Source organism: Ferrimonas sediminicola, from assembly GCF_005116715.1.
Taxonomy (GTDB): Bacteria; Pseudomonadota; Gammaproteobacteria; order Enterobacterales; family Shewanellaceae; genus Ferrimonas; species Ferrimonas sediminicola.
Genome location: NZ_SWCI01000001.1, coordinates 1 through 26198, shown reverse-complemented (window position 1 = coordinate 26198; position 26198 = coordinate 1). Strand labels below are relative to the sequence as shown.

22 protein-coding genes and 2 tRNA genes are annotated in these 26198 nt (G+C 60.1%); 16 read left to right on the top strand and 8 right to left on the bottom strand.

Features of this window, described 5'->3' with window-relative positions; all coding sequences use genetic code 11:
• Positions 1-248: 248 nt before the first annotated feature.
• Together FCL40_RS00120 and FCL40_RS00115 are read left to right on the top strand one after the other, a co-directional pair.
• Positions 249-1064, top strand: coding sequence for a formate dehydrogenase accessory sulfurtransferase FdhD (locus tag FCL40_RS00120; protein ID WP_136850140.1), 816 nt, complete (start codon positions 249-251; stop codon positions 1062-1064).
• Complete coding sequence (locus tag FCL40_RS00115; protein ID WP_136850138.1) at positions 1061-1966, top strand: helix-turn-helix transcriptional regulator; 906 nt, start codon at positions 1061-1063, stop codon at positions 1964-1966. The genes FCL40_RS00120 and FCL40_RS00115 overlap by 4 nt, the downstream gene beginning before the upstream one ends.
• 55 nt (positions 1967-2021) lie before the next feature.
• Here FCL40_RS00115 and FCL40_RS00110 read toward each other — a convergent pair whose 3' ends face one another.
• On the bottom strand, positions 2022-4034 hold the full coding sequence (locus tag FCL40_RS00110) for a sensor histidine kinase (protein ID WP_136851331.1): 2013 nt from the start codon (positions 4032-4034) through the stop codon (positions 2022-2024).
• Positions 4035-4114: 80 nt separating this feature from the next.
• The gene (locus tag FCL40_RS00105) at positions 4115-5491 is read right to left on the bottom strand and encodes a sigma-54-dependent transcriptional regulator (RefSeq protein WP_136850136.1); all 1377 of its coding nucleotides are present in this window, start codon (positions 5489-5491) and stop codon (positions 4115-4117) included.
• A 208-nt stretch (positions 5492-5699) separates the two neighbouring features.
• Between FCL40_RS00105 and FCL40_RS00100 the strand changes: the two genes are divergently transcribed.
• Genes FCL40_RS00100 through moaA form a run of 6 tightly spaced genes read left to right on the top strand, consistent with a single transcriptional unit; the run spans position 5700 to position 11279 of the window.
• The gene (locus FCL40_RS00100) at positions 5700-6497 is read left to right on the top strand and encodes a substrate-binding domain-containing protein (protein WP_136850134.1); all 798 of its coding nucleotides are present in this window, start codon (positions 5700-5702) and stop codon (positions 6495-6497) included.
• Between the two features lie 5 nt (positions 6498-6502).
• The gene (locus tag FCL40_RS00095; protein WP_136850132.1) at positions 6503-7210 is read left to right on the top strand and encodes an ABC transporter permease; all 708 of its coding nucleotides are present in this window, start codon (positions 6503-6505) and stop codon (positions 7208-7210) included.
• Entirely contained in the window at positions 7203-7883 is a 681-nt protein-coding gene (locus FCL40_RS00090) for an ABC transporter ATP-binding protein (protein WP_169306951.1), read from the top strand. Before FCL40_RS00095 ends, FCL40_RS00090 begins: the two co-directional genes overlap by 8 nt.
• Positions 7867-8478 carry a molybdenum cofactor guanylyltransferase MobA gene (gene mobA, locus FCL40_RS00085; RefSeq protein WP_229360240.1) on the top strand — a complete coding sequence of 204 codons (612 nt, stop codon included), beginning with the start codon at positions 7867-7869 and terminating at the stop codon, positions 8476-8478. The genes FCL40_RS00090 and mobA overlap by 17 nt, the downstream gene beginning before the upstream one ends.
• 2 nt (positions 8479-8480) lie before the next feature.
• A complete protein-coding gene (locus tag FCL40_RS00080) occupies positions 8481-10280 on the top strand; it encodes a bifunctional molybdopterin-guanine dinucleotide biosynthesis adaptor protein MobB/molybdopterin molybdotransferase MoeA (RefSeq protein WP_136850126.1) in 1800 nt (599 codons plus the stop codon).
• Between the two features lie 12 nt (positions 10281-10292).
• Positions 10293-11279: a GTP 3',8-cyclase MoaA gene (moaA, locus tag FCL40_RS00075; RefSeq protein ID WP_136850124.1), complete on the top strand. Its 987-nt coding sequence runs from the start codon at positions 10293-10295 to the stop codon at positions 11277-11279.
• Positions 11280-12006: 727 nt separating this feature from the next.
• Here moaA and FCL40_RS00070 read toward each other — a convergent pair.
• The 3 genes from FCL40_RS00070 to rep form a co-directional block, all read right to left on the bottom strand.
• A tRNA-His gene (locus tag FCL40_RS00070) sits at positions 12007-12082 on the bottom strand.
• 41 nt (positions 12083-12123) lie between these two features.
• A tRNA-Arg gene (locus FCL40_RS00065) sits at positions 12124-12200 on the bottom strand.
• Positions 12201-12325: 125 nt separating this feature from the next.
• A complete protein-coding gene (gene rep, locus FCL40_RS00060; RefSeq protein WP_136850122.1) occupies positions 12326-14344 on the bottom strand; it encodes a DNA helicase Rep in 2019 nt (672 codons plus the stop codon).
• Positions 14345-14470: 126 nt separating this feature from the next.
• On the opposite strand from rep, the gene ubiK reads away from it, so the two are divergent.
• From ubiK to FCL40_RS00020, 8 genes are all read left to right on the top strand, one after another.
• A complete protein-coding gene (gene ubiK / locus FCL40_RS00055) occupies positions 14471-14731 on the top strand; it encodes a ubiquinone biosynthesis accessory factor UbiK (RefSeq protein ID WP_136850120.1) in 261 nt (86 codons plus the stop codon).
• 440 nt (positions 14732-15171) lie between these two features.
• Positions 15172-15825 (top strand): thiol:disulfide interchange protein DsbA/DsbL, encoded by a 654-nt coding sequence (locus FCL40_RS00050; RefSeq protein WP_136850118.1) that lies wholly within the window; start codon positions 15172-15174, stop codon positions 15823-15825.
• Between the two features lie 127 nt (positions 15826-15952).
• Positions 15953-17335, top strand: coding sequence for a sensor histidine kinase (locus tag FCL40_RS00045; RefSeq protein ID WP_136850116.1), 1383 nt, complete (start codon positions 15953-15955; stop codon positions 17333-17335).
• On the top strand, positions 17332-17973 hold the full coding sequence (locus FCL40_RS00040; protein WP_136850114.1) for a response regulator: 642 nt from the start codon (positions 17332-17334) through the stop codon (positions 17971-17973). The genes FCL40_RS00045 and FCL40_RS00040 overlap by 4 nt, the downstream gene beginning before the upstream one ends.
• Before the next feature lie 156 nt (positions 17974-18129).
• Complete coding sequence (locus FCL40_RS00035) at positions 18130-19764, top strand: Ig-like domain-containing protein (RefSeq protein WP_169306950.1); 1635 nt, start codon at positions 18130-18132, stop codon at positions 19762-19764.
• A gap of 188 nt (positions 19765-19952) precedes the next feature.
• A complete protein-coding gene (locus tag FCL40_RS00030) occupies positions 19953-20930 on the top strand; it encodes an SLAC1 anion channel family protein (RefSeq protein WP_136850110.1) in 978 nt (325 codons plus the stop codon).
• A gap of 146 nt (positions 20931-21076) precedes the next feature.
• Entirely contained in the window at positions 21077-21757 is a 681-nt protein-coding gene (locus FCL40_RS00025) for a response regulator transcription factor (protein WP_136850108.1), read from the top strand.
• The gene (locus FCL40_RS00020) at positions 21750-23096 is read left to right on the top strand and encodes an ATP-binding protein (RefSeq protein WP_136850107.1); all 1347 of its coding nucleotides are present in this window, start codon (positions 21750-21752) and stop codon (positions 23094-23096) included. Before FCL40_RS00025 ends, FCL40_RS00020 begins: the two co-directional genes overlap by 8 nt.
• A 930-nt stretch (positions 23097-24026) precedes the next feature.
• Here the strand turns inward: FCL40_RS00020 and FCL40_RS00015 are convergent.
• From FCL40_RS00015 to FCL40_RS00005, 3 genes are all read right to left on the bottom strand, one after another.
• Complete coding sequence (locus tag FCL40_RS00015) at positions 24027-24692, bottom strand: ankyrin repeat domain-containing protein (RefSeq protein WP_136850106.1); 666 nt, start codon at positions 24690-24692, stop codon at positions 24027-24029.
• Between the two features lie 4 nt (positions 24693-24696).
• Positions 24697-25989: an RHS repeat-associated core domain-containing protein gene (locus FCL40_RS00010; RefSeq protein ID WP_229360239.1), complete on the bottom strand. Its 1293-nt coding sequence runs from the start codon at positions 25987-25989 to the stop codon at positions 24697-24699.
• A 100-nt stretch (positions 25990-26089) separates the two neighbouring features.
• Positions 26090-26198 (bottom strand): IS3 family transposase (locus tag FCL40_RS00005; protein WP_136850104.1); only part of this gene is annotated, 109 nt, incomplete at its 5' end.

The following is a 26198-nucleotide window of genomic DNA, read 5'->3' as shown; positions in this document are numbered from 1 at the left end:
TACTTGGGTATGGCAACAGGGCTGCAAAAACCGTTCCAACGCAAAAAGGGGCCCAGGACGTGAGCAGGATCACAACCACACCGGCAACAAGGACATTTTGTCCCAGCCGGGTCAGGCCGTTGGGTCAAGTTGGTCGGATCGGGGTGATCCTCCTCACAGGGATCGGCCCTGAAGACCCACGAATAGTGGAACGTTTTTTGCAAATAACTCACCAGCGTTTGTCATTACCCTTGAACAGAAGAACCTCTATGCCCCATTTCAGCCGAACCGACACCGATGCTCCGCTGACCAAGACGGTGGCCGCCATCGATGCCACCGGCCAGCGCCTGGAGAAGCAGATCGCCTGCGAGCGGCCCCTGACCCTCTACCTCAACTGGCAGCCGGTGGTCACCCTGATGACCCTGGGCGCCCGCCCCGAGAAGCTGGCCCTGGGCTACCTCAAGAACCAGGGCTTCATCAGCGACGTGGACAGGGTGGAGTCGGTGATCGTCGACTGGTCCGTCAACTCGGCGGCGGTGATCACCAGCGAGTCCATCGACGGACTGCAGGAGAAGCTCAGTGAGAAGACCGTGACCTCAGGCTGCGGCCAGGGCTCGGTGTTTGGCAGCTTTATGGCGGGGCTGGACGAGATCCGACTGGCAACGCCCAGTCTGAAGCAGTCCACCATCTACGCGCTGCTGAAGAACCTGGGTGAGTACAACGAAACCTATAAGAACGCCGGCGCCGTCCACGGTTGCGGCGTCTGCCGCCAGTCGCAGATCCTCTCCTTCGTCGAGGATATCGGCCGACACAACGCGGTGGACACCCTGGCCGGGGAGCTGTTCCTCGGCCGCCAGCAAGGCGATGACCTGATCTTCTACACCACCGGCCGTCTCACCTCAGAGATGGTGATCAAGGTGGCCAAGATGGGCATTCCGGTACTGGTCTCCCGTTCCGGCATCACCGAGATGGGCTTGGAGCTGGCACAGAAATTGGGCATCACCCTGGTCTCCCGGGCCAAAGGGCGTCACTTCCTGGTGTACAACGGTGCCGAAACCATTGAATTCGATGAGGTCCCTGCATGACGACGGAACGTGAAAACCTGTTTATGAATGCCAAGGAGGTTGCCGAGTATCTCGACCTGAACGAGAAGAAGGTGTACGCCATGGCCAATGAGCAGCAGCTACCCGGCACCAAGGTGACAGGCAAATGGCTGTTCCCCAAACCAATGATCGACCGATGGGTAATGGAATCCTGCCACTTCGGCATGCTCTCCGACCGGCTGATCATCACTGGCAGCGACGACCCGCTGCTGCAGTGGGTGATCAACCGCCTGGGGCGCCGCATCGAATCCGCCGGGCTGGTGAACTACTGCTCCACCGGCTCCAAACTGGGCCTGAACCAGCTGGCCCGGGGCCACGCCGACGTCTGCGCCATGCACTGGGGGGACGAGGCGGAGCGGGATCTTCGCCACACCGCCCTGCTCAAACGCCACCCGCAGTTCAAGCAGTGGGTGATGGTGCACGCCTGCAGCCGTGACTACGGCCTGATGATGCGCAGCGACCATCAGCACCTGTGCCATGACCTGACCGAGACCCTGGCCCTGCGCTACCGCTGGATCGCCCGTCAGGAGGGCGCCGGCGCCCGCCACCACTTCGACAACTGGCTGGCCAAGATGCACCGCACCAGCACCGACATCAATGTGGTCAACACCGCCTACAGTGAGCGGGAGCTGGCAGGGATGATCGCCCGGGGAGAGGCGGAGTTCGGCATGGGCTGTCAGGGGATCGCCGGCGAGTTCGGCCTGGCGTTTGTGCCCCTGGGCAAGGAGTCCTTCGACCTGGTGATGCCCCAGGGGGTCTACTTCCGCTACCTGCTTCAGCAGTTGTTCGAGCTGATGCAGACCCCAGATACCCTGGCCTTCGCCCAGCGGCTGGGGGGCTATGACCTGTCCGGCTGCGGCCGGATCATCTGGAGTCCAAGCTGATCCGAGCAGACAGAGACGGAAAGGGCGCCAGATGGCGCCCTTTCCATTGTTGCTGTCAGCCGTGCAGGCCCCGAAGACTGATGGACTGGGTCTCCGCCTCCTCCGACGGCGCCTCCTTGGGCAGGCTGATGGTGAAGGTGGTGCCCACGCCCGGGGTGGAGTCCACCTCGATCTGGCCTCCAAAGCGGCGGATGATACCGTAGGAGAGGGCCAGCCCCAGGCCGGTGCCGGTCTTGCGGGTGGTAAAGAAGGGGTCGAAGATCCTTGGCAACAGCTCGGGATCGATGCCACAGCCATCGTCGGACACCGCCATCTTCACCCCCTTGACCTGACCCTGGTCATCCAGCCAGTCCCGGGTACTGACCCGGATCTGGCCGCGCTCCTCCATGGCATGGCTGGCGTTGATCACCAGGTTGATCAGCACCTGAAGCAACTGTTGACGGTTGACCACCACCTCGGCACTGGCCTGGGGATCCAGGGCCACGTCGATGGCCCGCTTCTCGATGGAGTGGCGCACCAGCACCCGCATCTCTTCGACGATGGGGTTGATGGGCTGACGCTCCAGAGGCGCATCGAAATCGCCCGGGCGGGCATACTGCAGCAGGGACTGGATGATCGCCTTGATCCGCTGCACCTGTTGCAGCACCAGCTCGATCTCCTCCTCCACCGCTTCGGCCCGGTCACCCAGCTCGAACTTCATCAGCTCCATGTTGCCCAGGATCACCGCGGTGGGGTTGTTGATCTCATGGGCAATGCCGGCGGTGAGCTCTCCCAGGGCCACCAGCTTCTCGTTGGTCACCATCTGGGCCCGGGTCTCCTCCAGCAGCTTGAGGTTCTCCTTCAACTCACGAGTGCGCATCTTCAGGCTGCGGGTACGCTCCTCCACCTTGAACTCCAGTTGCTCCGCCGCCGCCTTGATCTCCCGGTTGCGCTGCTGCAACAGATCCAGCATGCGGTCAAACTGCCGTCCCAGCTGGGACAGCTCGTTGTCCGGGTCCAGCCCCAGGTTGCCGATGCGCCGCTCCTTGCCCTCCTGCATGGCGCGCACCACCGCGTGGATTCGTTCCAGGGGTTGCAGCAAGCCGGTGGCCCCCTTGTACACCGCCAGCCCGGACAGGGAGAGCACCACCATCAGGATGGAGCCCAGCTCCAGGATGTTGAGCAGGTAGTTATGGATGAAGGGCGCCTCGGTGAAGCCGGTGTAGAGCATGCCGATGCGCTTGCCATCCACATCATAGAGGGGGGCGTAGGCGGAGATGTACCAGTCGTCGTAGACGAAAGCGCGGTCGATCCACACCTGGCCCTTGTCCAGCACCTTCATCCGCACCTGGTCCGACACCAGGGAGCCGATGGCCCGCTGTTCGCCTTCACGGCTGCCGGGTACGTTGGTGCTGATGCGGACGCTGTCTAGGAACAGGGTGACCGTGCCCAGGGCACCCTGGGGCAGGGTGCCAGGGGCATAGAGCAGATCGCGGATGCTATCCACCAGGGTCTGGTTGCGGTTGAGCAGCACCCCGCCATCCAGGTAGCCCACCACCTCGCCGCTGGTGGCCTTCACCTTGAGCAGGCTGCGCATCACCATGCCGCGGCTCTCCATACCGCCGGTGGTGGTGGCCGACATCGGGGTAGACAGGATGGGCATCTCCGCCCGCCTGGCCAGGACCGGCCCCAGGTCCGCCAACTCCGGCTTGCCCAGCACCTGGATGCCGGAGCGGGCCCGCTCCCCCTCGACCGGCATCAGCTTGGCCAGCCTGGGCTCCCTCATCACCTGCTCAAGGGTCAGCATCCGCAGGAAATCCAGGCCGAGATCCTCCCTGCTCTTCTCCAGCAGCCGGTTGATGGCGACGTTGTGGGAATCCTGGGCGGAGAGAAGGCTCTTCAGCTGCCAGGCGCTCTGCACCTGGGAGATCACCTGCTCCTGGTCATGGAGCTGTTCGAGGATCACCCCCTGGGCCACCCCCAGGTCGGCCCGCACCTTCATAAACAGCTGACTGCCGGTGTAGGAGACGTTCCAGTAGATGGTGATGAACACCAGGCTGGCCAGGGTCAGCAGCACCGGCAGCAGCATCAGCACCAGCAACCGGTAGCGTACCGTGCTGGTCAGCAGGCGCACATCGCCTTCGAAGCGTTTGCGCCAATGGGAGAAGATCACTCCTGCAGACCCCACTCTTTAAACTTGCGGTCCAGGGTCTTGCGGGACACCCCCAGAACCCGGGCGGCGGCGGACTTGTTGCCCTGCTGGCTGTCCACCACCTGCATCACGTGCATCCGCTCCACCTCTTTCAGGGGCATCTCGTCGGGGTAGCCCGGCTGCCCCGCTTCGGCACTGCTGATCTCCGGGGTCACCTGCTGACGCCAGTACTCCACCGGTGGCTTGCCCAGCAGCAGGCAGCGCTCCACCAGGTTGCGCAGCTCTCGGATGTTGCCCGGCCAGTCATGGCGGGTCATCAGTTCCAGATCCTCGTGGCTCCAGCTCACCTCCTTCAGGCCCAGCTCGGATGCCAGTTGCCGGGTAAAATGGTGCACCAGCTCGACGATGTCATCCTGGCGCTCCCGCAGCGGCGGGATGCGCACATTGAGGACGTTGAGGCGGTAATAGAGGTCGCGGCGGAAGCGCCCCTCCTTCACCTCATCCATCAGTTCCCGGTTGGTGGCGGCGATCACGCGCACATCGACCGGGGTCTCCTTCTCGGAGCCCACCGGCCGGATGGCGCGCTGCTCCAGCACCCTGAGCAGGGCGGTCTGCATCTGCAGCGGCATCTCGCCGATCTCATCCAGGAAGATGGTGCCACCGCTGGCAAAGCTGAACAGTCCCTCCCGGGCACTGCGGGCGCCGGTAAAGGCCCCGGCCACATGACCAAACAGCTCGCTCTCCAGCAGTTCCGGGGCGATGGCGCCGCAGTTCACCGGCACGAAGGGGCCGCTGCGGCCGGACCTCTTGTGCAGCATGCGGGCCACCAGCTCCTTACCGGTGCCGGACTCCCCCTCGATCAGAACCACCGAGTTGGTGGGCGCCACCCGGTCGATCACCTCCTTCACCCGGGTCATGGCGTCGCTGATGCCGATCAGGGTGTTGTCCCCTACCTGGCTCTGCTTCACCTCCCGCTTCAGCAGCAGGTTTTCCCGGCGCAGCAGCCGGCGTTCCAGGCAGCGGTCCACCGCCTGCATCATCTGCTCCAGATGAAAGGGCTTCATGATGAAGTCGGCGGCCCCGGCCCGCAGGGCGCGGATGGCGGTCTCCATATCGGCGTAACCGGTCATGAAGATGATGTCGGAGCGGCGACTACCCGGATCCAGCGCCTCGTTCCACTCGATGCCGTCCCGGCCGGGAAGACGGATGTCCACCACCAGCAGGTCGAAGTGGCAACGACTGCGCAACCGCTCGGCGTCCTCCACGCTGCCGGCCGTCTCCACCAGGGCAAAGCGCTTGGAGAGGGCTTTTTTCAGGAAAGAACGCATTCCGGGTTCGTCATCGACGATCAGAACCGACAGCGCAGGGGTTTGTAGCACATCATCATTGTTCATGGCGCAGCATTGTCCGATTGATATGGAGCCAATTTGTCCCAGGCTAGGCCAATTTGGCCGCGCCACCTAAAAGGGTGTGTCATTTTGACCTAGTTGACCAGCAAAATCCTGTGAGACAGGTCAAACTTTCCAAGGATTTCAAGTTGGCATCCAAATTGCTGTTCATTAAGCACTACCGGTCACACCCAAATAGACAATGGAGAAACAGATGAAGCGCATCGTCACCGGCCTGTTGGCCCTGACCCTGAGTTTTAGCGCCTTTGCGGCCAAGGATGTAAAACTGGCCACCACCACCAGCACCGACAACTCGGGCCTGCTGGCCTACCTGCTGCCCACCTTCGAACAGGACAGCGGCTACCACGTCCAGGTGATCGCCACCGGTACCGGCAAGGCCCTGCGTCACGGCCGTAACGGCGACGTGGACGTGGTGATGACCCACGCCCCAGGTGCCGAAGCCAAGTTCGTCAACGACGGCTTTGGCCGTATGCCCCGCCAGATCATGGCCAACGACTTCATCATCCTGGGGCCGGACAGTGATCCGGCGGATCTGAAGCACGCCAAGGGCATCGCCGACGCCATGAAGCGGATCCACGACACCAACGCCATCTTCGTGTCCCGCGGCGATGAGTCCGGCACCCACATGAAGGAGCTGAACCTGTGGAAAACCGCCGGCGTTTCCAACGAATATGCCGGCTACCGCGCCATCGGTCAGGGCATGGGCCCCGCCCTGCTGACCGCCGATGAGATGCAGGGCTACCTGCTGGCCGATCGCGGCACCTACCTGGCCTTCATGCACAAGCTGAAGCTGAAGGTGCTGTTTGAGGGCGATGCCACCCTGCAAAACCCCTATCAGGTGATTCTGATCAATGACAAGAAGTACCCGGACCTGAATCATGACGGCGCCAAGGCCTTTTCCGACTGGCTGACCAGTGACAAGGGCCAGAAGATGATCGACGACTTCCGCATCAAGGGACAGCCGCTGTTTAAAGCGACCTATAAAAAGTAGAGTGAATGAGTAGTACTCTGGATACCCTGCAGCAGGCCGTGGGCCTGCTGCTCAGCTTTGACTACAAGGTGTGGAGCATCATCCTGGTCTCCTTCACCGTGTCGGCCAAAGCCCTGGGCCTCTGTCTGATACCCGCCATCTCGGCGGGTTTCGTGCTTGCTCAGGGCCGCTTTCCCGGACGCCACACCCTGATCGCCCTGTTTCAGACGCTGCAGGCGATCCCCACGGTGGTGGTCGGCCTGATGGTCTATCTGCTGCTGTTTCGCCAGGGGCCCATGGGGGATCTGCGCTGGCTGTTCACCCAGAACGCCATGGTGATGGGTCAGATCCTGCTGGCCACCCCGGTGCTGGTCTCCACCAGCTACGCCGCCTTCGCCGGCGGCGACTGGCGGGCCTGGGAAACCGCCCGCACCCTGGGGGCGTCCAAGCTGCGCGCCTTCCTGACCCTGTGCCACGAACTGAGGGTGCCTTTGATGGTGGCCATCATCGCCGCCTTCAGCCGCATCATCACCGAGGTGGGCAGTTCCATGCTGGTGGGGGGCAATATCCAGAACCTGACCCGCAACATGCCCACCGCCATTGCCCTGGAGACCAGCAAGGGCGAGTTTGCCCAGGCTGCCGCCCTGGGGATGGTCTTGGTGTTGCTGGCACTGTTGCTGAACTTCTCTCTGAGCGCACTGCGCGGCAAACAGGAGCATCGTCACCGTGGTTAAGGTCTCTCTCATCGATCCCCTGATTGCCGTCGAAGGGCGCACCCTGCTGCAAGCGGAGGAGATCAGCATCGAAGCCGGACAAAGCGTCTGGCTGCGGGGTGCCAACGGCGCCGGCAAGACCACCCTGCTGAAAACCCTGGCGGGACTGCGCAAGCCGGATGGCGGTGAGCGCCGGGTCGATGGCGCACCCGGCCCCTGGTGGCGGCTCAAGGTGGGTGCCGGCCAGATCATCTACCTGCACCAGACCCCCTACCTGTTCGACGGCACTGTCCGTCAGAACCTGGCCTACAGCCTCAGCCTGCTGCCGATGAACCGCAGCGACAAGGAGGCTCGAATCGACGAGGCGCTGGCCGCCGCCGAACTGACTCACCTGGTGGATCGTCCCGCCCAGGTGCTCTCCGGCGGCGAACGGCAGCGCCTGGCCCTGGCCCGCGCCTGGGTGGTGCGCCCGGCGATCCTGATGCTGGACGAACCCACCGCCAACCTGGACCAGCACTCCATCGAGGTGGTGGCCGCCATGGTGCGCCAGCTGCAGCAGCGTGGCTGTGGCATCCTGGTCACCAGCCACCAAACTACCGAGGTGACCAAGCTGTGCAGCGACGTCTGGCAGATCCATAATGGCCACCTTTTTCATACCGTCAGCGAGGAGCACGCCCGTGCCAGCTACCAATAACAACATCACCCTGGCCGTACTGGCCGGGGGCCGGGCCCGCCGTATGGAAGGCGAAGACAAGGGCCTGGTGACCGTGGCAGGCAAGCCGATGATCAGCCACGTCCTGGATCGCTTTGCCCCCGACGCCGCCCAAACCCTAATCATCGCCAACCGCAACCAGCAGGCCTATGCCGAACTGGGTCATCCGGTTTTTGGCGACGAACTGGAAGGGTTCCAGGGCCCCATGGCGGGGATGCGCACAGCCTTGCGCCACTGTGACTCCCCCTACCTGCTGGTGCTGCCCTGCGACGTGCCCATGCTGCCCGGTGACCTGCTTCACAAAATGCTGGATCAGTTGCAGAGAGAGGATGCGCAGATCGCCGTAGCCTGCGACGATGAGCGCGAACACTCCGTTATCCTACTAATGAGGTCGGATTTAGGCCCCTCCATCGATGAGTTTCTGGCCAACGGGGATCGCAAAATTCTGCTTTGGTACAACCAGAAACGCCTGACCAAGGTAACCTTCTCCGGTCAGGCCGAGGCCTTTGCCAATATCAATACTGCCGAGCAGCGGGACGAGCTGGAACAGCGGCTGCTGGCGAATAAGGATTTGTAACTATGAATGTCGACCAAATTCTGGCGGATTGCCGGGTGCCGGTTCTGGGCATCTGCGCCTACAGCGGCACCGGAAAGACCACCCTGCTGAAGAAGCTGATCCCCGAACTGAACCGCCGCGGCAAAAAGCTGGCGGTGATCAAGCACGCTCACCACAACTTCGACGTCGACATCCCAGGTAAGGATTCCTTTGAACTGCGCAAAGCCGGCGCCGAGCAGATGCTGGTGGCCTCCCACATCCGCCGCGCCCTGATGGCGGAGAAGGTCACCGACGGCGACCCCGACCTCAAGGAGCTGCTGGGGATGATCGACCAGGACCGGGTGGACATGATCCTGGTGGAGGGGTTCAAGAAGCTGCCCCTGCCCAAGCTGGAACTGCACCGGGCCGAGGTGGGCAAGCCCTTCGTCTTTACCCGGGATGAGGCCATCCGCGGCATCGCCGTGGACGCCGCCACCCGGCTGCCCGACGATCTGGCCCTGCCGGTGCTGGACATCAACGACGTGGACGCCATCGCCGACTTCATCGAGCGGTTCGCCGCCGACTGGAAGCCGGTGGGCTACGCCCCCCTGGGCAGCTGCGGCTGCGACGACGTGGAACGCAAACAGCTCTCCGTGGCCCAGGGTCAGGCCCGCATCCTGGCCGAGGTGAAGCCGGTCACCGCCACCGAAACCACACCCCTGCTGCAGGCCCAGAACCGGGTGCTGGGCGCCAACATCGCCTCCCCGGTCAACGTCCCCCAGCACACCAACTCCGCCATGGATGGCTACGCCATCCGCAATGACGGCCAGCACGACAGCTTTACCGTGGTCGCCGAAGTGCTGGCCGGCCACGGCTATGATGGCGAGGTGCAGTCTGGCGAAGCGGTGAAGATCATGACCGGCGCCCCGCTGCCCGCCGGCGTGGACAGTGTCATCATGCGCGAACTGGCTACCCAGGAGGGCGACCAGGTGCGCTTCGAGGGCGCCATCGAGACCGGCCAGAACATCCGCCAGGCCGGCGAGGACATCGCCGAGGGTGCCACCGCCCTGACCGCAGGCAAGCGCATCGGCCCCGCCGAGCTGGGGCTGCTGGCCTCCCTGGGCCTGGGTGAGCTGCCGGTCTACCGCAAACCCAAAGTGGCGGTGTTCTCCACCGGCGACGAGGTATGCCAGCCCGGCGAGCCGCTGAAGCCCAACTGCATCTTCGACTCCAACCGCTTCACCATCCAGGGGATGCTGGCCAAGCTGGGCTGCGAGGTGGTGGATCTGGGGATCCTGGAGGACACCGAAGAAGCGATGGCCGAGGCGCTGCAGGCCGCCAGCGAGCAGGCAGACGTGGTGATCACCTCCGGCGGCGTCTCCGTGGGTGACGCCGACTTCATCAAGCCGGTAATGGAACGCCTAGGCCACATCGACTTCTGGAAGATCGCCATGCGCCCCGGCCGCCCCCTGGCGTTCGGCAAGATCAAGGACACCCTGCTGTTCGGCCTGCCCGGCAATCCGGTGGCGGTGATGGTCTCCTTTATGCAGTTTGTTCAACCCGCCCTGCGCAAGATGATGGGCGAACCCGACTGGCAGCCGCAGATGATGCGCGCCACCGCCGCCGAGGCGATGCGCTCCAAGCCGGGCCGCACCGAATTCCAGCGAGGGGTGATGCAGCTGAACAGCCTGGGACAACTGACGGTGACCACCACCGGCGCCCAGGGCTCGGGCATCCTGAGCTCGATGGTTCAAGGCAACTGCCTGATTATTATTGAAGAATGCCAGGGCAACGTTGCCGCTGGCGAGTCGGTCTGGGTTCAGCCCTTCGCCGATCTGCTGTAACGGGAGCACCCCATGAGCCTGATGGACGGCTTCGGCCGTAAGATCGATTACCTGCGGCTGTCGGTCACCGACCGCTGTGACTTCCGCTGTGTCTACTGCATGGATGAGAACCCCACCTTCCTCAAACGGGATGACGTGCTGACCCTGGAGGAGCTGAGCGTCATCGCCCAGGCGTTCACCGAACTGGGAGTGGAGCGCATTCGCCTCACCGGCGGTGAGCCCCTGGTACGGACCGATCTCAGCGTGCTGGTGCGCAAGCTGGCCAAGCTGCCGGGTCTGAAGGATCTCTCCATGACCACCAACGGCTCGCGGCTGACCAAGTTTGCCCACGTGATGTCCGGCAACGGCCTGCAGCGTCTCAACATCAGCCTGGACACCCTGGATCCCGAACGCTTTGCCCAGGTAACCCGCAAGGGCAACCTGGAGCGGGTGCTGGACGGCATCGACGCCGCCCTGGACGCAGACTTCGAGCGGATCAAGCTCAACGCCGTGGTGATGAAGGGCAAGAACGACCACGAGGTGCTGGATCTGGTGAACTTCGCCCGGGACAAGGGGGTGGACATCAGCTTCATCGAGGAGATGCCCCTGGGGGCGTTCGACAGCGATCGCCGCGAACAGACCCTGTGCACCTCAGAAGAGGTTCGGGCCCTGATCGAACCCAGCTATCCGCTGACCCCCTCCTCGGAGCGGACCGGTGGTCCCGCCCGCTACTACCGGATGGCAGACAGCGATATCCGCATCGGCTTTATCTCTCCCCACAGCCACAACTTCTGCCACGAGTGTAACCGGGTGCGGGTAACGGTAAAGGGGGAGCTGCTGCTGTGCCTGGGCAACGAAAATTCGGTGGACCTGAAGCGGGTGCTGCGGGACAACGACGGCAGCGTCGAAGCGGTCAAGCAGGCGATCATCACCGCCATGAAGGTGAAACCGGAGAAGCACCTGTTCGGTCACGAAGAGGGCACCCAGATCCTGCGCTTTATGAGCCTGACCGGGGGCTAGCCCGATCTGGATTGCAGACAGTAAGCCCCGCCCGAGTGCGGGGCTTTTTTCTGCCGCCCTCCGGGCGGAGACGGGTTCCGTCAGGGGGCAGGAACCGAGGCAACCGGGGGACCATTCCTGAGGGGCAGAAACAGAAAAAGCCGCTGATAAACAGCGATTCCTCCAGGAACAGTGAGACGACTGATGAGGCTTGAATCCACGCAAAGCATCAATCTATATATCGATAGCTTAAGCGTCATTCTTGGTGCCACCCAAAATGGGACCCAATGTGGGACCAGACAGAGTGTGAACAGATTCTAGAAACGAAAAAGCCCCTGAAAATCAGTGGCTTAATCTAAATGATGGGGTGACTGATGGGACTTGAACCCACGACAACCGGAGACACCATTATATTCTTTCAAATCAATTGGTTACCAAGGATTCTGGTGGCGCACACTATCTCGATTTCAGCACAAACATTTCGATTTCAGCACAAATCCTTCGATTTCTTCGAACTAACGTGATTAAACCCACGATACCATTGCCTGCGTTCATCAGGGGTATAGACTGTATCGACTTCAAGACAGGATGTGCCACCATAGGAAAAATTAGATCGAAAATGTCGAATGGTGCCAGTGGTGGTGCCCTAAACGCCACCATAAACGCCACCATAAACGCCACCAGACAGAGTGTAAACAGATTCTAGAAACGAAAAAGCCCCTGAAAATCAGGGGCTTAATCTAAATGATGGGGTGGCTGATCGGGCTTGAACCGACGACAACCGGAATCACAATCCGGGACTCTACCAACTGAGCTACAGCCACCACAGAGTCTTTGTGTCAAACCAGATCCCCCGGGGGGAAGATGGCGCGCCCAGGAGGATTCGAACCCCCGGCCTCACCCTCCGGAGGGGTGCGCTCTATCCAGCTGAGCTATGGGCGCTTCCTTTGACGGCGGCTATGTTACGGCGAACACCGACACAGGTCCAACGTTTTTTCCAAAAAAGCCGCCCGACCGACCAAAAAATAGCTAAAGCGGCGGTTTTTGTCACCCGACACCGAAGATAGTCACTGTTTGTTCTTCAGCATCGCCCGCAGGGCGGCGATGTTGGCCTTGCCGGTCTGCTGGCGCTGGGCCTCGGTCTGACGCTTGTGGCCCCTGTCCCAGTCCAGGTCATCCTGGGGCAACTCCGCCAGGAAGCGGCTGGGTTCGCATCGGATCTGCTCACCGAACTGACGGCGTTCGCGACACAGGGTGAAGATCAACTCCTTCTGCGCCCGGGTGATCCCCACATAGGCCAGGCGTCGCTCCTCCTCGACGTTATTCTCATCCAGGCTGCTCTGGTGGGGCAGCAGCCCCTCCTCCATCCCCACCATGAACACATAGTGGAACTCCAGGCCCTTGGAGGCGTGCAGGGTCATCAGCTGCACCTGGTCCGCCTCCTCCTCTTCGGAGTTACGCTCCATCATGTCCCTCAGGGTCAGCTTGGTCACTACCTGGGGCAGGGTCATCGGCTCCTCCAGATCGTCCCCCTCCAGCATGTCGGTGATCCAGCGGTAGAGCTCGGAGACGTTCTTCATCCGCATCTCCGCCGCCTTGGGGCTGGGGGAGGTGTCGTAGAGGAAATCCTCGTAGTTGATCTCCCGCACCAGGTCCTTCAGCGCCGCCAGGGTATCGCCGCGCATCGCCCGGTCCGCCAGCTCCACCACCCAGCGGGTGAACACCATCACCGACTCGGCGGCGGCCCTGGGCAGGTGCTGCTCCAGGTCCGGCTCGAAGGCGGCGGCGAACAGGCTCAGCTGTCGCTGGTTGGCCAGCCGGCCCAGCCGCTCCAGGGTGGCGGGACCCATGCCGCGCTTGGGCACGTTGCAGATGCGCAGGAAGGCGTTGTCGTCGTCGCCGTTCACCAGCAGCCGCAGGTAGGCCATGATGTCCTTGATCTCCGACCGGGAGAAGAAGGAGGTGCCACCGGACAGCTTGTAGGGGATGCGGTTGGTCATCAGCGCCTTCTCGAACAACCGCGCCTGGTGGTTGCCCCGATAGAGGATGGCGTACTCCTTGTAGCCGGTGCGGTTGACGAAGCGGTGACGGATCAACTCGGCCACCACCCGCTCCGCCTCGTGGTCCTCGTTGTTGGCGCTGAGCACCCGCAAGGGATCGCCATAACCCAGCTCGGAGAACAACCGCTTGTCGTAGACATGGGGGTTATTGGCGATCAGGATGTTGGCCGCTTTGAGGATCCGCTGACTGGAACGGTAGTTCTGCTCCAGCTTGATCAGCCTCAGCCTGGGGAAGTCCTGCCCCAGCAGCACCAGGTTCTGCGGCTTGGCGCCCCGCCAGGAGTAGATGGACTGGTCGTCGTCTCCCACCACAGTGAAGCGGGCCCGCTCGCCCACCAGCAGCTTCACCAGCTGGTACTGGCTGGTGTTGGTGTCCTGGTACTCGTCCACCAGCAGGTAGCGGATGCGGTTCTGCCAGCGCTCACGCACCTCCTCGCTGCTGGCCAGCAGCAGGGTGGGGATCATGATCAGATCATCGAAATCCAGGGCGTTGTAGGCGGTCAGGTGCTCCCGGTAGCGGCCGTAGAGCTGGGCAAACAGGATGGACTGGGGGTCACGGGCCAGCTGCAGCGCCTTGTCCGGCAGCACCAGGTCATTCTTCCAGTTGCTGATGGCGCTGATCAGCCCGTTGAGCTGGTCCTTGTCCCCCTGCAGCTCATCGTCGGTAAGCTCCTTGAGCAGGGCCAGGCTGTCCTGGTCGTCGAACAGGGTGAAATTGGGCTTGAGCCCCAGAGACTTGTGTTCCCGACGGACGATCTCCAGCCCCAGGGTGTGAAAGGTGGACACCCACAGGCCCCGGGCCTCCTTCTTGCCCAGGGTCTGGGCCACCCGCTCGCGCATCTCCCGGGATGCCTTGTTGGTGAAGGTCACCGCCGCAATATGGCGCGCCTGGTAGCCGCACTGCTGCACCAGGTAGGCGATCTTGTTGGTGATTACCCGGGTCTTGCCGCTGCCGGCGCCGGCCAGTACCAAGCAGGGGCCAGACACGTACTCTACGGCCGCCTGCTGACCAGGATTCAGTCTCATCGTTGCTCCCGTTTCCGTTAGGGGCGCTATTCTACCGGAAATGGCGCCCCGGTGCGCAGGTCATCAGACTCCCCCTGTTGGCGATTTCTTTGTTACCATAAATCCAAGCATTACGGAGTAGATACCATGATTAACACGGACAAACTGGAACAGATCGCCAAGCAGATGAACGATGCCCTGCCCCCGGGACTCAAGGCCGCCGCCGAAGATTTCGAGTCCAAGGCCAAAACCATCCTGCAGAGCCAGCTGTCGAAACTGGACATGGTCAGCCGCGAAGAGTTCGACCGCCAGAGCGCGGTGCTGGCCAAGACCCGCCAGATGGTGGAGCAGCTGGAGGCCCGCCTGGCCGAGCTGGAAGCCAAGCAGGAATCCGCCGCTGAGGAGTGATCCCCTCCGCCGGTGCCAAGGGAGTTCCGGCCGGTTACCCTCCGGGTCATCTCTGGCTAAGCTGCGGCGGGTTTATCCTTCGGGAATGCCGAGCTCAGTGGCTGGCCAGAGGGTCGCTTGTGTGCCCGTTCCAGAGGGTTCCGACCCGCAGGCAGAGGCGGATGATGCCGGCCACGATGAAGGTCCACGGGCTCGACCGCAGGACCGGTGTCGGTCCCGGCGCCCAGCCGCCGCGGCCGACGGCGATCCTCCGCCCGGTCTCCACCGGTCACTTGCCCCAGCGGATGAAAGTTCCCGAAAATCCTGAAGAGTTTACAAAAGGCGAAGCGCTTCACCCTTTGGCGACGACGGGGATTGACCTTGGTGTAGCCCCAGGGTTTAGCATACCCATCAGCAGACGTTCCAAGCTGAATCCACAACCTGACCAGAAGGACAACCGAGTGAGCAAGCGAATTGCCCTGGCCCTGGCCCTGATGTGCGCCCCCCTGGCGACCTGGGCTGCCCAATTTGTCGAAGGTACCCACTACATGGTCGTCAGCGACAAGCCGGCGACCGAGACCCCAGTGATCAAGGAGTTCTTCTCCCTCTACTGTGGCCACTGCTACAACATGGAGAAGCGTTACCTGCCGCTGATCAAGCCCGGCTTGGACAAGTCCATCGACTTCCAGCAGGCCCACGTCGATTTCATGAACTCCGAGATCGGCACCGAGGTGATCCTCTCCCTGGCGGTGATGCAGGAGATGGGCGTCGAAGACAAGGTGAAGAAGCCGCTGTTCGGCATCCTCGCCGGCGGTGATCACCACCATGGTCCCGGCGAAGCCCATGACCCCGAGACCGAAGACCAGATCAAGACCCGCAGCGACATCAAGAAGGTGTTCACCGACAACGGGGTCGACGTCGCCGACTACGACAAGATCGCCGCCAGCGATGCGGTGAAGAGCAAGGTCACCGCCTGGATGATGGATCAGCAGAAGTTTCGTATCCAGAGCGTGCCCACCTTCGTGGTCAACGACAAGTACATGATCAACATGAGCCAGATCCGCACCCTGAGCGAACTGACCGAGCTGATGAACTACCTGGCCACCGAGAAGTAGCGTCGGCACCAGCAACGGAAAAAGCCTCCACCTCTGGAGGCTTTTTTGTGAACAGCCTCTGGGTTTGGCGGAAAAAACACCTGAAAGATCACACTCATCCCCCCCTTGATTAAGCTAGGCTTGCACCATGAATGAGCTGATTCTGTTCAATGTCTATCTGTTCTACGGCCTGGTGTTTTTCACCATCGGCTGCGTCATCAGCTTCCGCAACCTCAAGTTCAGTAAGTTAGCCATCGCCTCTGCCCTGCCCGCCCTGGCGCTGTTCGGCTTCACCCATGCCTTCCACGAATGGTCTGAGCTCTATCTCAAGCTGTGGAGCAGCACCTTGAGCCATGACTGGTGGGTGTGGATCAAGATGATGCGCATTGCCAAGCTGTTGATCTCCTTCCTGGCGCTGGTCTGGTTTGCCTGGAAGATGCTGGACATCCTTACCGCTCCCCACCGGCGCTGGCTCGGCTACCTGGTACCGGGCCTGCTGCTGATCTACCTGCTGGCTACCCTGGTGCACCTGGCCATCTTTCCGGTCGAGGAATCACTGCTGCTGTCGGTACAACTGACCCGCTGGATCTTCGGCCTGGCCGGAGGCTCCCTGGCGGGCGGCGCCATGATCTACTACGCTCGCGAACTGTCTGCCCTGCATCACCAGGGGGCACACCCGTTTGCCTGGGCCGGGATCACACTGATTGGCTATGCCGTTGCCGCCGGGCTGCTCTCCTCCTCCTGGGGAATCTGGGTTCCCATGGTACGGATGCTGTGCGCCTTCGGCCTGCTGGTCAGCCTGTTAAAAGCCCTGAAGCTGTTCGACCTGGAGTATCAGGAACAGATTGAGGAGCAGCAACGGCGCATCATGCGGGGAGAGAAGCTGCGAGCCATGGGGGAGCTGGCTTCCGGCATCGCCCATGAGATCAAGACCCCGCTGAGCTACGCCACCCTGAGTTGTGACCTGCTGGAAAGGCAGCTAGGAGACTCTACCGAGGCCAGGCGCCAGTTGGAGCGGATTCGTCATGGTCTGGAAAGGGCCAGCCACATCAGCCAGGAGGTGCTGCACTTCGCCAGAAACAGCAGCGAACATCGCCTGGTTAGAATCGGCTGCGTGGTGGACTCCGCCCTGCGGCTGATGCAGCATAGGCTGAAGAGTTTTGATGTGGAGCTGGACCTGCAGGAGGAGTTGCAGGTTGAGGGGGACCCGATCAAGCTGGAGGAGGTAATCATCAACCTGGTCAACAACGCCATCGATGCCAGTGGTGACCACCGCCGGCTCAAGCTGTCAGTCAAAGAGTTCCGGAACCGGGTGGTGGTCAGCGTCGAGGACTGGGGCAAGGGTATGGCCTCTGAGCAGTTGAGCCAGGCGATGAGCCCCTTCTTCACCACCAAACCCCAGGGCCAGGGAACCGGCCTCGGGCTGGCGATCTGTCAGCAGATCATTCAGCAACACCAGGGTGAGCTGCTCCTCGCCAATGGCGACAACGGACTGGTTGCCTCCTTTTCAATGCCCAGGAGCCGTGCATGAGCCTGACCATACTGCTCGCCGAAGACGACCTGGCCCTCAACGACACCATTACCGAGGTGCTTCAGACCGAGGGCTGTACTGTCTGCGCCTGCCACAGTGCCGAGCAGGCGCTGGACCTGGCGGAACAGCGCAAGTTCGACATCGCCCTGTTCGATCTGGTGATGCCGGGAATGACCGGAGTGGAGGCGATCGCCGCCCTGAAACGTCTGCAGCCCGGTATCGGCGTGGTGATCACCACCGCCTTTGCCACCGTGGATACTGCCGTCGACGCCATGAAGAAGGGGGCCGACGACTTTGTCACCAAGCCCTTCAACCTAACCACCCTGATCACCACCCTGAGGCGGGTTCAGGCCCAGAAACAGCCCTCCATGGCCCTGGAAGATGAGGACGCCAACCGGGTCTTCTCCGCCCTTTCCAACCCGATGCGCCGGGCGGTATTGCAGCAGTTGTCACGCCATAAGAAGCTGCGCTTCATGGATCTGTGCCGTCTGGCCGGTGTGGAGAACCACACCCAGTTCAACTTCCACCTGAGACAGCTTCGTCAGAGTGGTCTGGTCGAGCAAAATGCGAACAAGATCTATTTTCTGACAACACAGGGGCAACAAATGGTGGCGTTGATCAGCTCATCATCAGACTAAAATAACCAATTAAATCAAAATATTAATCCGGTTCTGATAAATTCTCTTATCAAAGGGTAAGGTTGTGTCAACTTCCCTAATCTGGATGACATTTTCATCAAATTCGATACTGCAGTTGGGAAACAGACAGTGGATCACCACTGCAGGAGAATGATGATGAAAACCCACACCAAGCTGCTGGCAAGCCTGATTGCCGCGACCCTGCTGACCGCCTGCGGCAGCGACGACAATAACAGCGACACCGTCCTTCCGGACCCCAATACACCGCCGGTTGCCACGGACCTGGACGCCGCCACCACCAGTGCCACCGCCATCATGATCGACGCCCTGGCGTCCGCCAGCGATGCCGATGGCGACACCCTGACTCTCAGCTCCGCCATCGCCACCTACGGCAACGCCGAGATCAAAGATGGTCAGATCCAGTATGACCCCGCCGGCTTTGTGGGTGATGATGTCATCGACTACAAGGTCAGTGATGGCACCGACGAAACCACCGCCAAGATTCTGGTGACGGTGACCGAAGAGGTGATCGAACTGACCTATGTCGGCTCTGAGTCTTGCCAGACCTGCCACGCCAACGAGTTTGAGACTCATCAGTTGCACGGCCACAACTTCAAGATCTCCAAGATCGTCAACGACGAGGCTCCGCAGTTCCCCTATCTGCCCGAGGAGGTGGATCTCGACGCCGCCCTGACCCTGATCTCTGACGCAGCCACCGACACCGACACCGACGGCCTGACCGATAACACCCTGGGCGCCCCCAACTCCTATGCCGACGTCAGCTACACCACCGGCGGCTACTGGAAGAAGATTCGCTGGTTCGATAAGAACGGCCACATCGTCAGCGGCTCGGCGGTGCAGTTTAACCTCTATGGCTCCGAGGCCGCGGGCAACCAGATGAGCGGCTACCACGACGGTGACGTCGACATGATCTACAGCTGTGGTAACTGCCACAACACCGGCTGGAAACCCTTCGACGAAACGCTGAACCCCCACCGTCAGGATGACCTGCCGGGCATGGGCGGCACCTTCGCCCTGGCGGCGGTACAGTGTGAGGCCTGCCACGGCGCCGGCTCCGAGCACATCAAGGCTCCCTCTGCAGACAATATCACCAGGATCGCCCAGCCACGCGCCTCGGAACTGCTGCAGAGCGACACCATGGGCTTTGGCGCCGCCGTGCACTGCAGTGAGTGCCACACCCGTGATGGCGACCGTAACCATGGCAACGGCTACGTCAATAAGTTCCACACCGCCTTCCCCGACAGCACCCTGCCGGAGAGCGCTGGCCGCATCGACGCCAAGGGTGGGCTGACCCGTCACCACCAGACCGCCGATGAACTCTTTGGCATCGACCCTGAAACCGGTGAGGCCACCAACCCTCACTACCTGGCCGGCCTGGACTGTGTCAGCTGCCACGACCCGCACAAGTCCACCGTTAACAAGGACAAGGCGGAGCACAACGGCGCGGTGAAGGCCTGTACCGACTGCCACGCCACCCAGGCGTTCAACGACGGTACGGTCAGCCTGCATGCCAATTTCGACTGCACCAGCTGCCACATGCCGGAAGTGGTGAAGAACGCCACCAGCACCACCACCAATGGCGGGGTGACCTTCGGTGACGAGATGACCCACGTGGTGACCATCGACCTGTTCAACGAGAAGCCTCAAATCAGCGAAGACAGCAAGATGAACCCCTTCCTGAAAGAGGCCTGGGCCTGCGGCCAGTGTCACGCCGAAGGCAGCAAGCTGCAGAGCCTGCAGGACAACTACGGAGGTAAGATCCACAAGTAGACCCTGCTGACTTTTCCGACCCGGACACAACGCATCATGAAAGTCGGAAACCTGGCCGCCCCCTTGGGGCGGCTTTTTTCGTTGTCTCCTCCCAGTAACCGGCTTTGTGATCGGACCGAGGCAACCCTGCTGGTAATTTCTCTCTTGCCGCCCTATTGTATTAGAATTATCTAAATAAGGACTTCTGGATGAATCAGCAGGCACGACTGAGCCACGCTTCGAAGCTGGCCTACTTCCCCATCTCCTTCTTCGCCATGATCATGGGCATGAGTGGCCTGACCCTGGCCTGGGAAAAAGCTCACCTTGTCCTGGGCGCCCCGGAACTGATTGGCCAATTGCTACTGGGGCTGACTCTGTGCCTGTTTACCGTGGTGGCCGGCAGTTACCTGATGAAGCTGGCCACCCAGCCTCAGGCGGTACAGGCGGAGCTGGAGCACCCGGTGAAACTAAGCTTCTTCCCCACCATCTCCATCAGCCTGCTGCTGCTCAGCGCCGCCCTGCTGCCGGTCTCCAAGCCGCTCTCCCTGCTGCTGTGGGCCATCGGCGCCGCCCTGCACCTGCTGTTTACCCTGTACGTACTGACTCAGTGGATCCACCACCCCAAGTTCCAGATTGCCCACAGCACCCCGGCCTGGTTTATCCCCATCGTCGGCAACGTCATCGTCCCCCTGGCCGGGGTGGAGCACGGCTTCATGGCGCTGAGCTGGTTCTTCTTCTCCATCGGCATCCTGTTCTGGATCATCCTCAAGGCGCTGATCCTCAACCGGGTGATCTTCCATGATCCCCTGCCGGAAAAGCTGCTGCCCACCCTGTTTATCTTTATCGCACCGCCGGCGGTGGGCTTTGTCGCCTACACCAAGCTGACCGGCGGTATCGACGCCATGGGCCAGATCCTGTTCAACGTGGCCATGTTCCTGGTGCTGTTGCTGGTGACCCAGTTTCCCCGGTTCACCAAGATCCGCTTCTTCATCAGCTGGTGGGCCTACTCCTTCCCCCTGGCCGCCGCGTCGGTGGCCGCCCAGGTAATGTACGCCACCACCGCCAAGGCGGTGTTCGGCTACCTGGCCTACGCCCTGCTGGCCCTGGTGACCGCTGTGATCCTGCTGCTGCTGGTCCGCACCCTCAAGGCGGTGGTCGACGACGAGATCTGCCAGCCAGAGGGGTAGCGGCGATCTGCCCCCGGTGAACGGCACGCCATCGCGGCCGCGATCGCGATCGCCCCAAGGCTGTAAGACGATGTAAGGGGGCTGGGGTATCGCCGCGCCTGTGGGTACACTTAGACTCCGGAAAACCGTCAGCAGAGTGAACCCAGGTGGCTAAAGCCCGAATTCTGATCGTCGAGGACGACGCCGAGATCGCCCGACTCACCGCCATGTACCTTCAGGCAGAACAGTACCACACCCGAGTGGTGGACCGCGGTGAAGCAGCACTGACCGCCATTGGCGAGTTTCAGCCGGACCTGGTGGTGCTGGACCTGATGCTGCCGGGGATGAGCGGCATCGAGGTATGCCGTGCCGCCCGGGAGTTTTACCAGCGACCGATCATGGTGCTTACCGCCTGCGACGATGAGTTCAGCGAGATCAGCCTGCTGAGGATCGGTGCCGACGACTACCTGACCAAACCGGTCAAGCCCCATCTTCTGGCCGCCCGCATCGAGGCACTGCTGCGCCGTTGGCAGCCCCAGGGGCAGGAGTGTCTCGAGGTGGGCCCCATCACCATCAACCGCCGCCGCCAGCGGGTCTGCCTCAACCAGGAGGAGGTGGAACTGGCCGAATCCGAATACAAGATGCTGCTGCTGCTGGCCGAGAGCGCCGGCCAGGTGGTCACCCGGGAGGCTTGCTGTCGTGCCCTCCGCGGCATCGATTACGACGGTTACGACCGGTCGGTTGACATGCGCATCTCCGGCCTGCGCCGCAAGCTGGGTGATGCCAAGGCTCCCTACCGGCTGATCCTCACCGTCCGCAACCGGGGCTATATGCTGATCAATGAATAGACTGATCCCTCCGCTGTTCACCCGCCTCTACCTGGGGATGATCCTGGCCCTGATCGGCAGCGTGTTTCTCACCGCCAGCTACACCGACTCCTGGTATGAGGAGACCGAGGTGAAGGACTTCTATGCCGACACCCATGCCATGGATACCTTGCTGAGCAAGAGCTGGCAGATGCAGGGGATCTCCCCCCAGGCGTACATCGATGCCATCGACCTGAGCCTGTCTCCCTGGAACGCCGCCTGGCAGGACAATCTGGCGGCCGCGCCCTGCGAAGGGTGCACCCTGATGACCAGCTTCGAAGGGGGGCGGGTGTATCAGCTGGAGGAGTTTCGCTATCTCTCCGCCTTCACCCATCTGGAGGAGGGCGGGCGGTTGCTGCTGTACGACAAGGAGTTTGACGAGTTTGACGAGGATCTGATGACCGTCCTGGAGGAGGACCCGGATGTGGCCAGCACCCTGATGCTGTTCGCCCTGATGCTGTCCGCCTTCGGGGCCGTGCTCTACCTGCCCGCCCGTCAGCTGCAGCGCCAGATACGGCAACTGGCCCACACCCAGGAGCGCTTCGGCCGCGGCGCCCTGGGCGCCAGGGCATTGGTGCCCCGCTCCGAGCCGGTTCGGCAACTGAGCAAGGGGTTCAACAGGATGGCCGATGCCATCAGCCGCTCGGTCGAGGAGAGCCGGGTGCTGGCCCAGGCGGTTCCCCACGAACTGCGCACCCCCCTGAGCCGCATCCAGCTGGCCAATGGCCTGCTGCGCAAACAGTGCGACAAGCCCGAACAGGTTGAGCTGCTGGATGACATCGACAACTACATTGAGGACATGGATCAGCTGACCCAGCAGGTCTTGACCCTGTTCAGGCTGAACTCCCCCGACCGACGCCCCTGCAGCGAACAGCCAGACCAGCCCCTGAGTCAGGTCCTGGAGCAGCGGCTACAGTGGTTCCAGCAGACCGGCACCCTGCCGGTGCGGGCCAGTATCCCGCCACTGCCCCCCATCGAGGTCAACCCCACCTGTTTCCGGCTGCTGCTGGACAACCTGATGAGCAACGCCCAGCGCTACGGCCACAGCCAGGTGAGGCTCAGCGCCGAGCCCTGCGGCGCCGGGGTGCGCGTCCACGTCGACGAGGATGGCCAGGGGATCCCGAACGCGGATCGGAGGCGGATCTTCATCCCCTTCTCGCGCCTGGACAGCAGCCGCACCCAGGCCACCGGAGGCCTGGGGCTGGGACTGGCCATCGCCCAGGCGGCGGCCCATCGCCTCGGCGCCACCCTGTCGGTGGGTGACAGTGACCTGGGGGGAGCCAGGTTTACCATCGAGATTCCGGAGCCTGGGGGAGACTAGCCCCAGTCTGCCCCGGAGGTCCTCACCTCTGTATAGGCACAATAGAGTTTGTACACAAGAGCGCTTTGGAACAATAAAGTTTGTACACTACCGCTTCACATCAAGTCGTCGACTCACTTTCGGCCCCTGCCCACCAGGAAGGTCGCACAAGCTTAGATCGGGAAACAATCGCGGTATGGCAGCGCTGGCCACCGCCGACCACCCTGCTGCAAAAAGCTGGACACCTCTACTGGTGCTGGACACCTTCCAAACTGAAGGGTCAGTAGGAGACTGAACTAACCCTGTAGATTCCACCCCAACTCGACCACCCGTCCGCACAAAACTGGCCACACGTCCAAAAAAAAATGGCCAGCTTTCCGATGAAATCTGGTCAATGTACGGCTTCAAGTCTCAACGTATCTGTCTTCCGGAGGAACTCCCTTGCTGGTAAACCTCAACCATAACAAGAATGACAAAGTTCTTTAGTGTTAAGGCATTAAATATTGCAGTGTTTCAGCGACGTTTTTACGAAAAACAAGCGCCCAGAACACCAATAAAATCACTAACTTATGCTTTTCGGCGCCTGACTTGCATCGGACGCAACATCTTCGCAGCTTACTGCCCCTAAGAAAGCAATTGAACCTTGTGGACTATACATATCGAGAGAGCAAAATACCCCTTCAAGAATCTCATGCCCACCTTCTTAAAATAATTTCACTTCACTTTCAAATCTTTCCAAAAATTCTCTCTGAGACTCTTCGATAGTCAGTGACTCATCGAGAAAATCACTCATCAGCTTCATATAGTACTTTTTTCTATCCATGCTGTTATAAACTTCCTCGGCCCAACACATTTATAGCTGCTACTCTGTTAATTTCCAGTCCGAAACCAACCCACTGAAACTGTGATGATGGTTGAGGCCGTCCTTTCACCTCAACCATCGTAGCAAAATCATTCTAGGAAAGGCAGGATTTTCAACTTGATTTTAGCCATTGATTCACTTTCAAATTTAACATTGCTTTCGAGAACACTTGATAATTTGTTGCCAAAGTTATCAGTCAGGTCGGGGTTGGCTCCATTTTCGAGAAGAAACAAAACGACTTCATATTGGTTTAAATTTGCAGCAACAATAAGAGGCGTTTGATTAACTCCATCCCTAACGTTAACTTCCGCACCTGCACTCACAAGGGCTTTTAGGTGTTCTATTTTGTTTGGTGATAGCGCATCAAAAATAACATTTCGCTTCCTTTCTTCGTGAAAGGTATCAACATTCGCCCCATACTTAATCAAAGTCCGCAAGTAATCAGGGTTGTCATTTATAACGGAGAAAGTCACGGCACTTCCTCCACTTGCAATTTTAAAATTAGGGTTAGCCCCGCTTTCCAACAACAAATTGAACGCATCAAAATTATTTTCTTCAATAGAGTAAATCAAAGGTGTTACACCACTAGAGTTCAAGGATTCGAATACACCTTTCTCCTCCACCTTCTCCTTCACCTCTTCTAGCTTTCCGTTCTTAATATAAGAAAAGACACTTGGTTCGCCAGAAAGCCTTTCGCATGCAGCTATGTTCAGGAAAACTAAAATACAAGTTAACAGTGTTATATGTTTTAACATTAGCTTACCTCAGCGAGTTTATAACGGTGTCCATTTTATGAAGGTGATACCCTCCATAAAGTGGAGTCATACCAATCACAGCATCTAAACCCCTTGGGGTTAATGAGATATTACGACCTAACGCTGAAGGCAAGGCGGGAGCAAAAGAACTATAACGTTGTAAGCTGGTAAGCCCATCACCCACAACATTGTACGCATTTACATTTGCAGACCCAGCCAACCTAACCGCATTAGCCATCCCTCCAGAATACCTAGCAAGTGTACTCATATGTACTCCTGCGGCATTATATGTGTTTGCTGAAAGCCCTGTAAGTGCAGCCGCCATGCTTGCGAGCCCCCCTCCCAGAGAATGCCCTGAGAGAGATAAGCCACCTCCAACAGCACTCCTTATAGCCTTGGTGTTGCTTAGAGCTAAATCGTATTGAGTTGCAAACCTTCCCGCTCCTTGTGCAAAGTTTTCGGCCATATCACCATCACCATTTGTTCCTGCAAAGGCATATATATAGCTCTTATTATTAGAGTCATAGTAAAGCGCAGATTGAAACCCAGAATCACTATCACTAAAAGCTAGCCCATCAAGTTTTAACTTCTTAAGTTGCTCAGGGCTTACTTGAGATACCCCGTCAGGAAGTTCACCACCTTCCCCGTATACATGCTTGCTAATTAATGCTCCTCCAATTCCACTGGTAGCATCATCACTTTTCGTAGATGACCCTTTCACTTTAGTAGATTGCTGTGCTTGAGCACCATTTACTGGAGGAGGCTCACTCTGTTCTGCCTCAGGTTTAGAGCCACTGGCGCCCTTATCTTCTCCTTTATCATATAGAATTGACACGCATTGCATGCCACCACCACCGCCCGCTCGACTGGCCGTTGGGCAGTAACCTGTTGGATCCGTCCCGGCCATCGGGTTGTTCATGATGTAGCTGTAAGGGTTGATTGCCTGAGTACTGCTTGGGTCCAGAATCACCGGGTCCACACTCAGGAAACGGCCCAGGTTGTAATCGTAAATCCGACCATTCATATGAATCAGCTGCTGCTCATTCAAGTGCTCGTGGTCGGTAAATCCACGGCGGTAATTGTTGGTACCCTCCAGATCCATAAACTTCGAGAGGCTGACATTAGCACCGAGCAAGTCGTTGTGGTGGTCCGCCCCCATTGACGCAGTGCGACCAAAAGGATCAAAGTAACGACGACTAACTACACCACCATTGTGGTCAGCCAGCGTTGTTCCGCTCCCAAGCCGGTCCCGCAAGGTATACAGAATCTGGTGTTTGCGATCCGGGGTATAGCTCACAACCGCCACATCATCTATGAATACTCTCCAGCTACCGTCGCTGTCGCTCTCAAACAGTTTGTCGACATAGTAGGTGGTGGTGTGAATAGCCCCTATTTTCCTAGACACCCGATTGGTTAGAAAAATACTGGGCCTCGAACTCTACCGGTGACAAGCCATCATTGGAACCATGTCGGCGCTTCGAATTGTAAAACATCTCGATGTAGTCG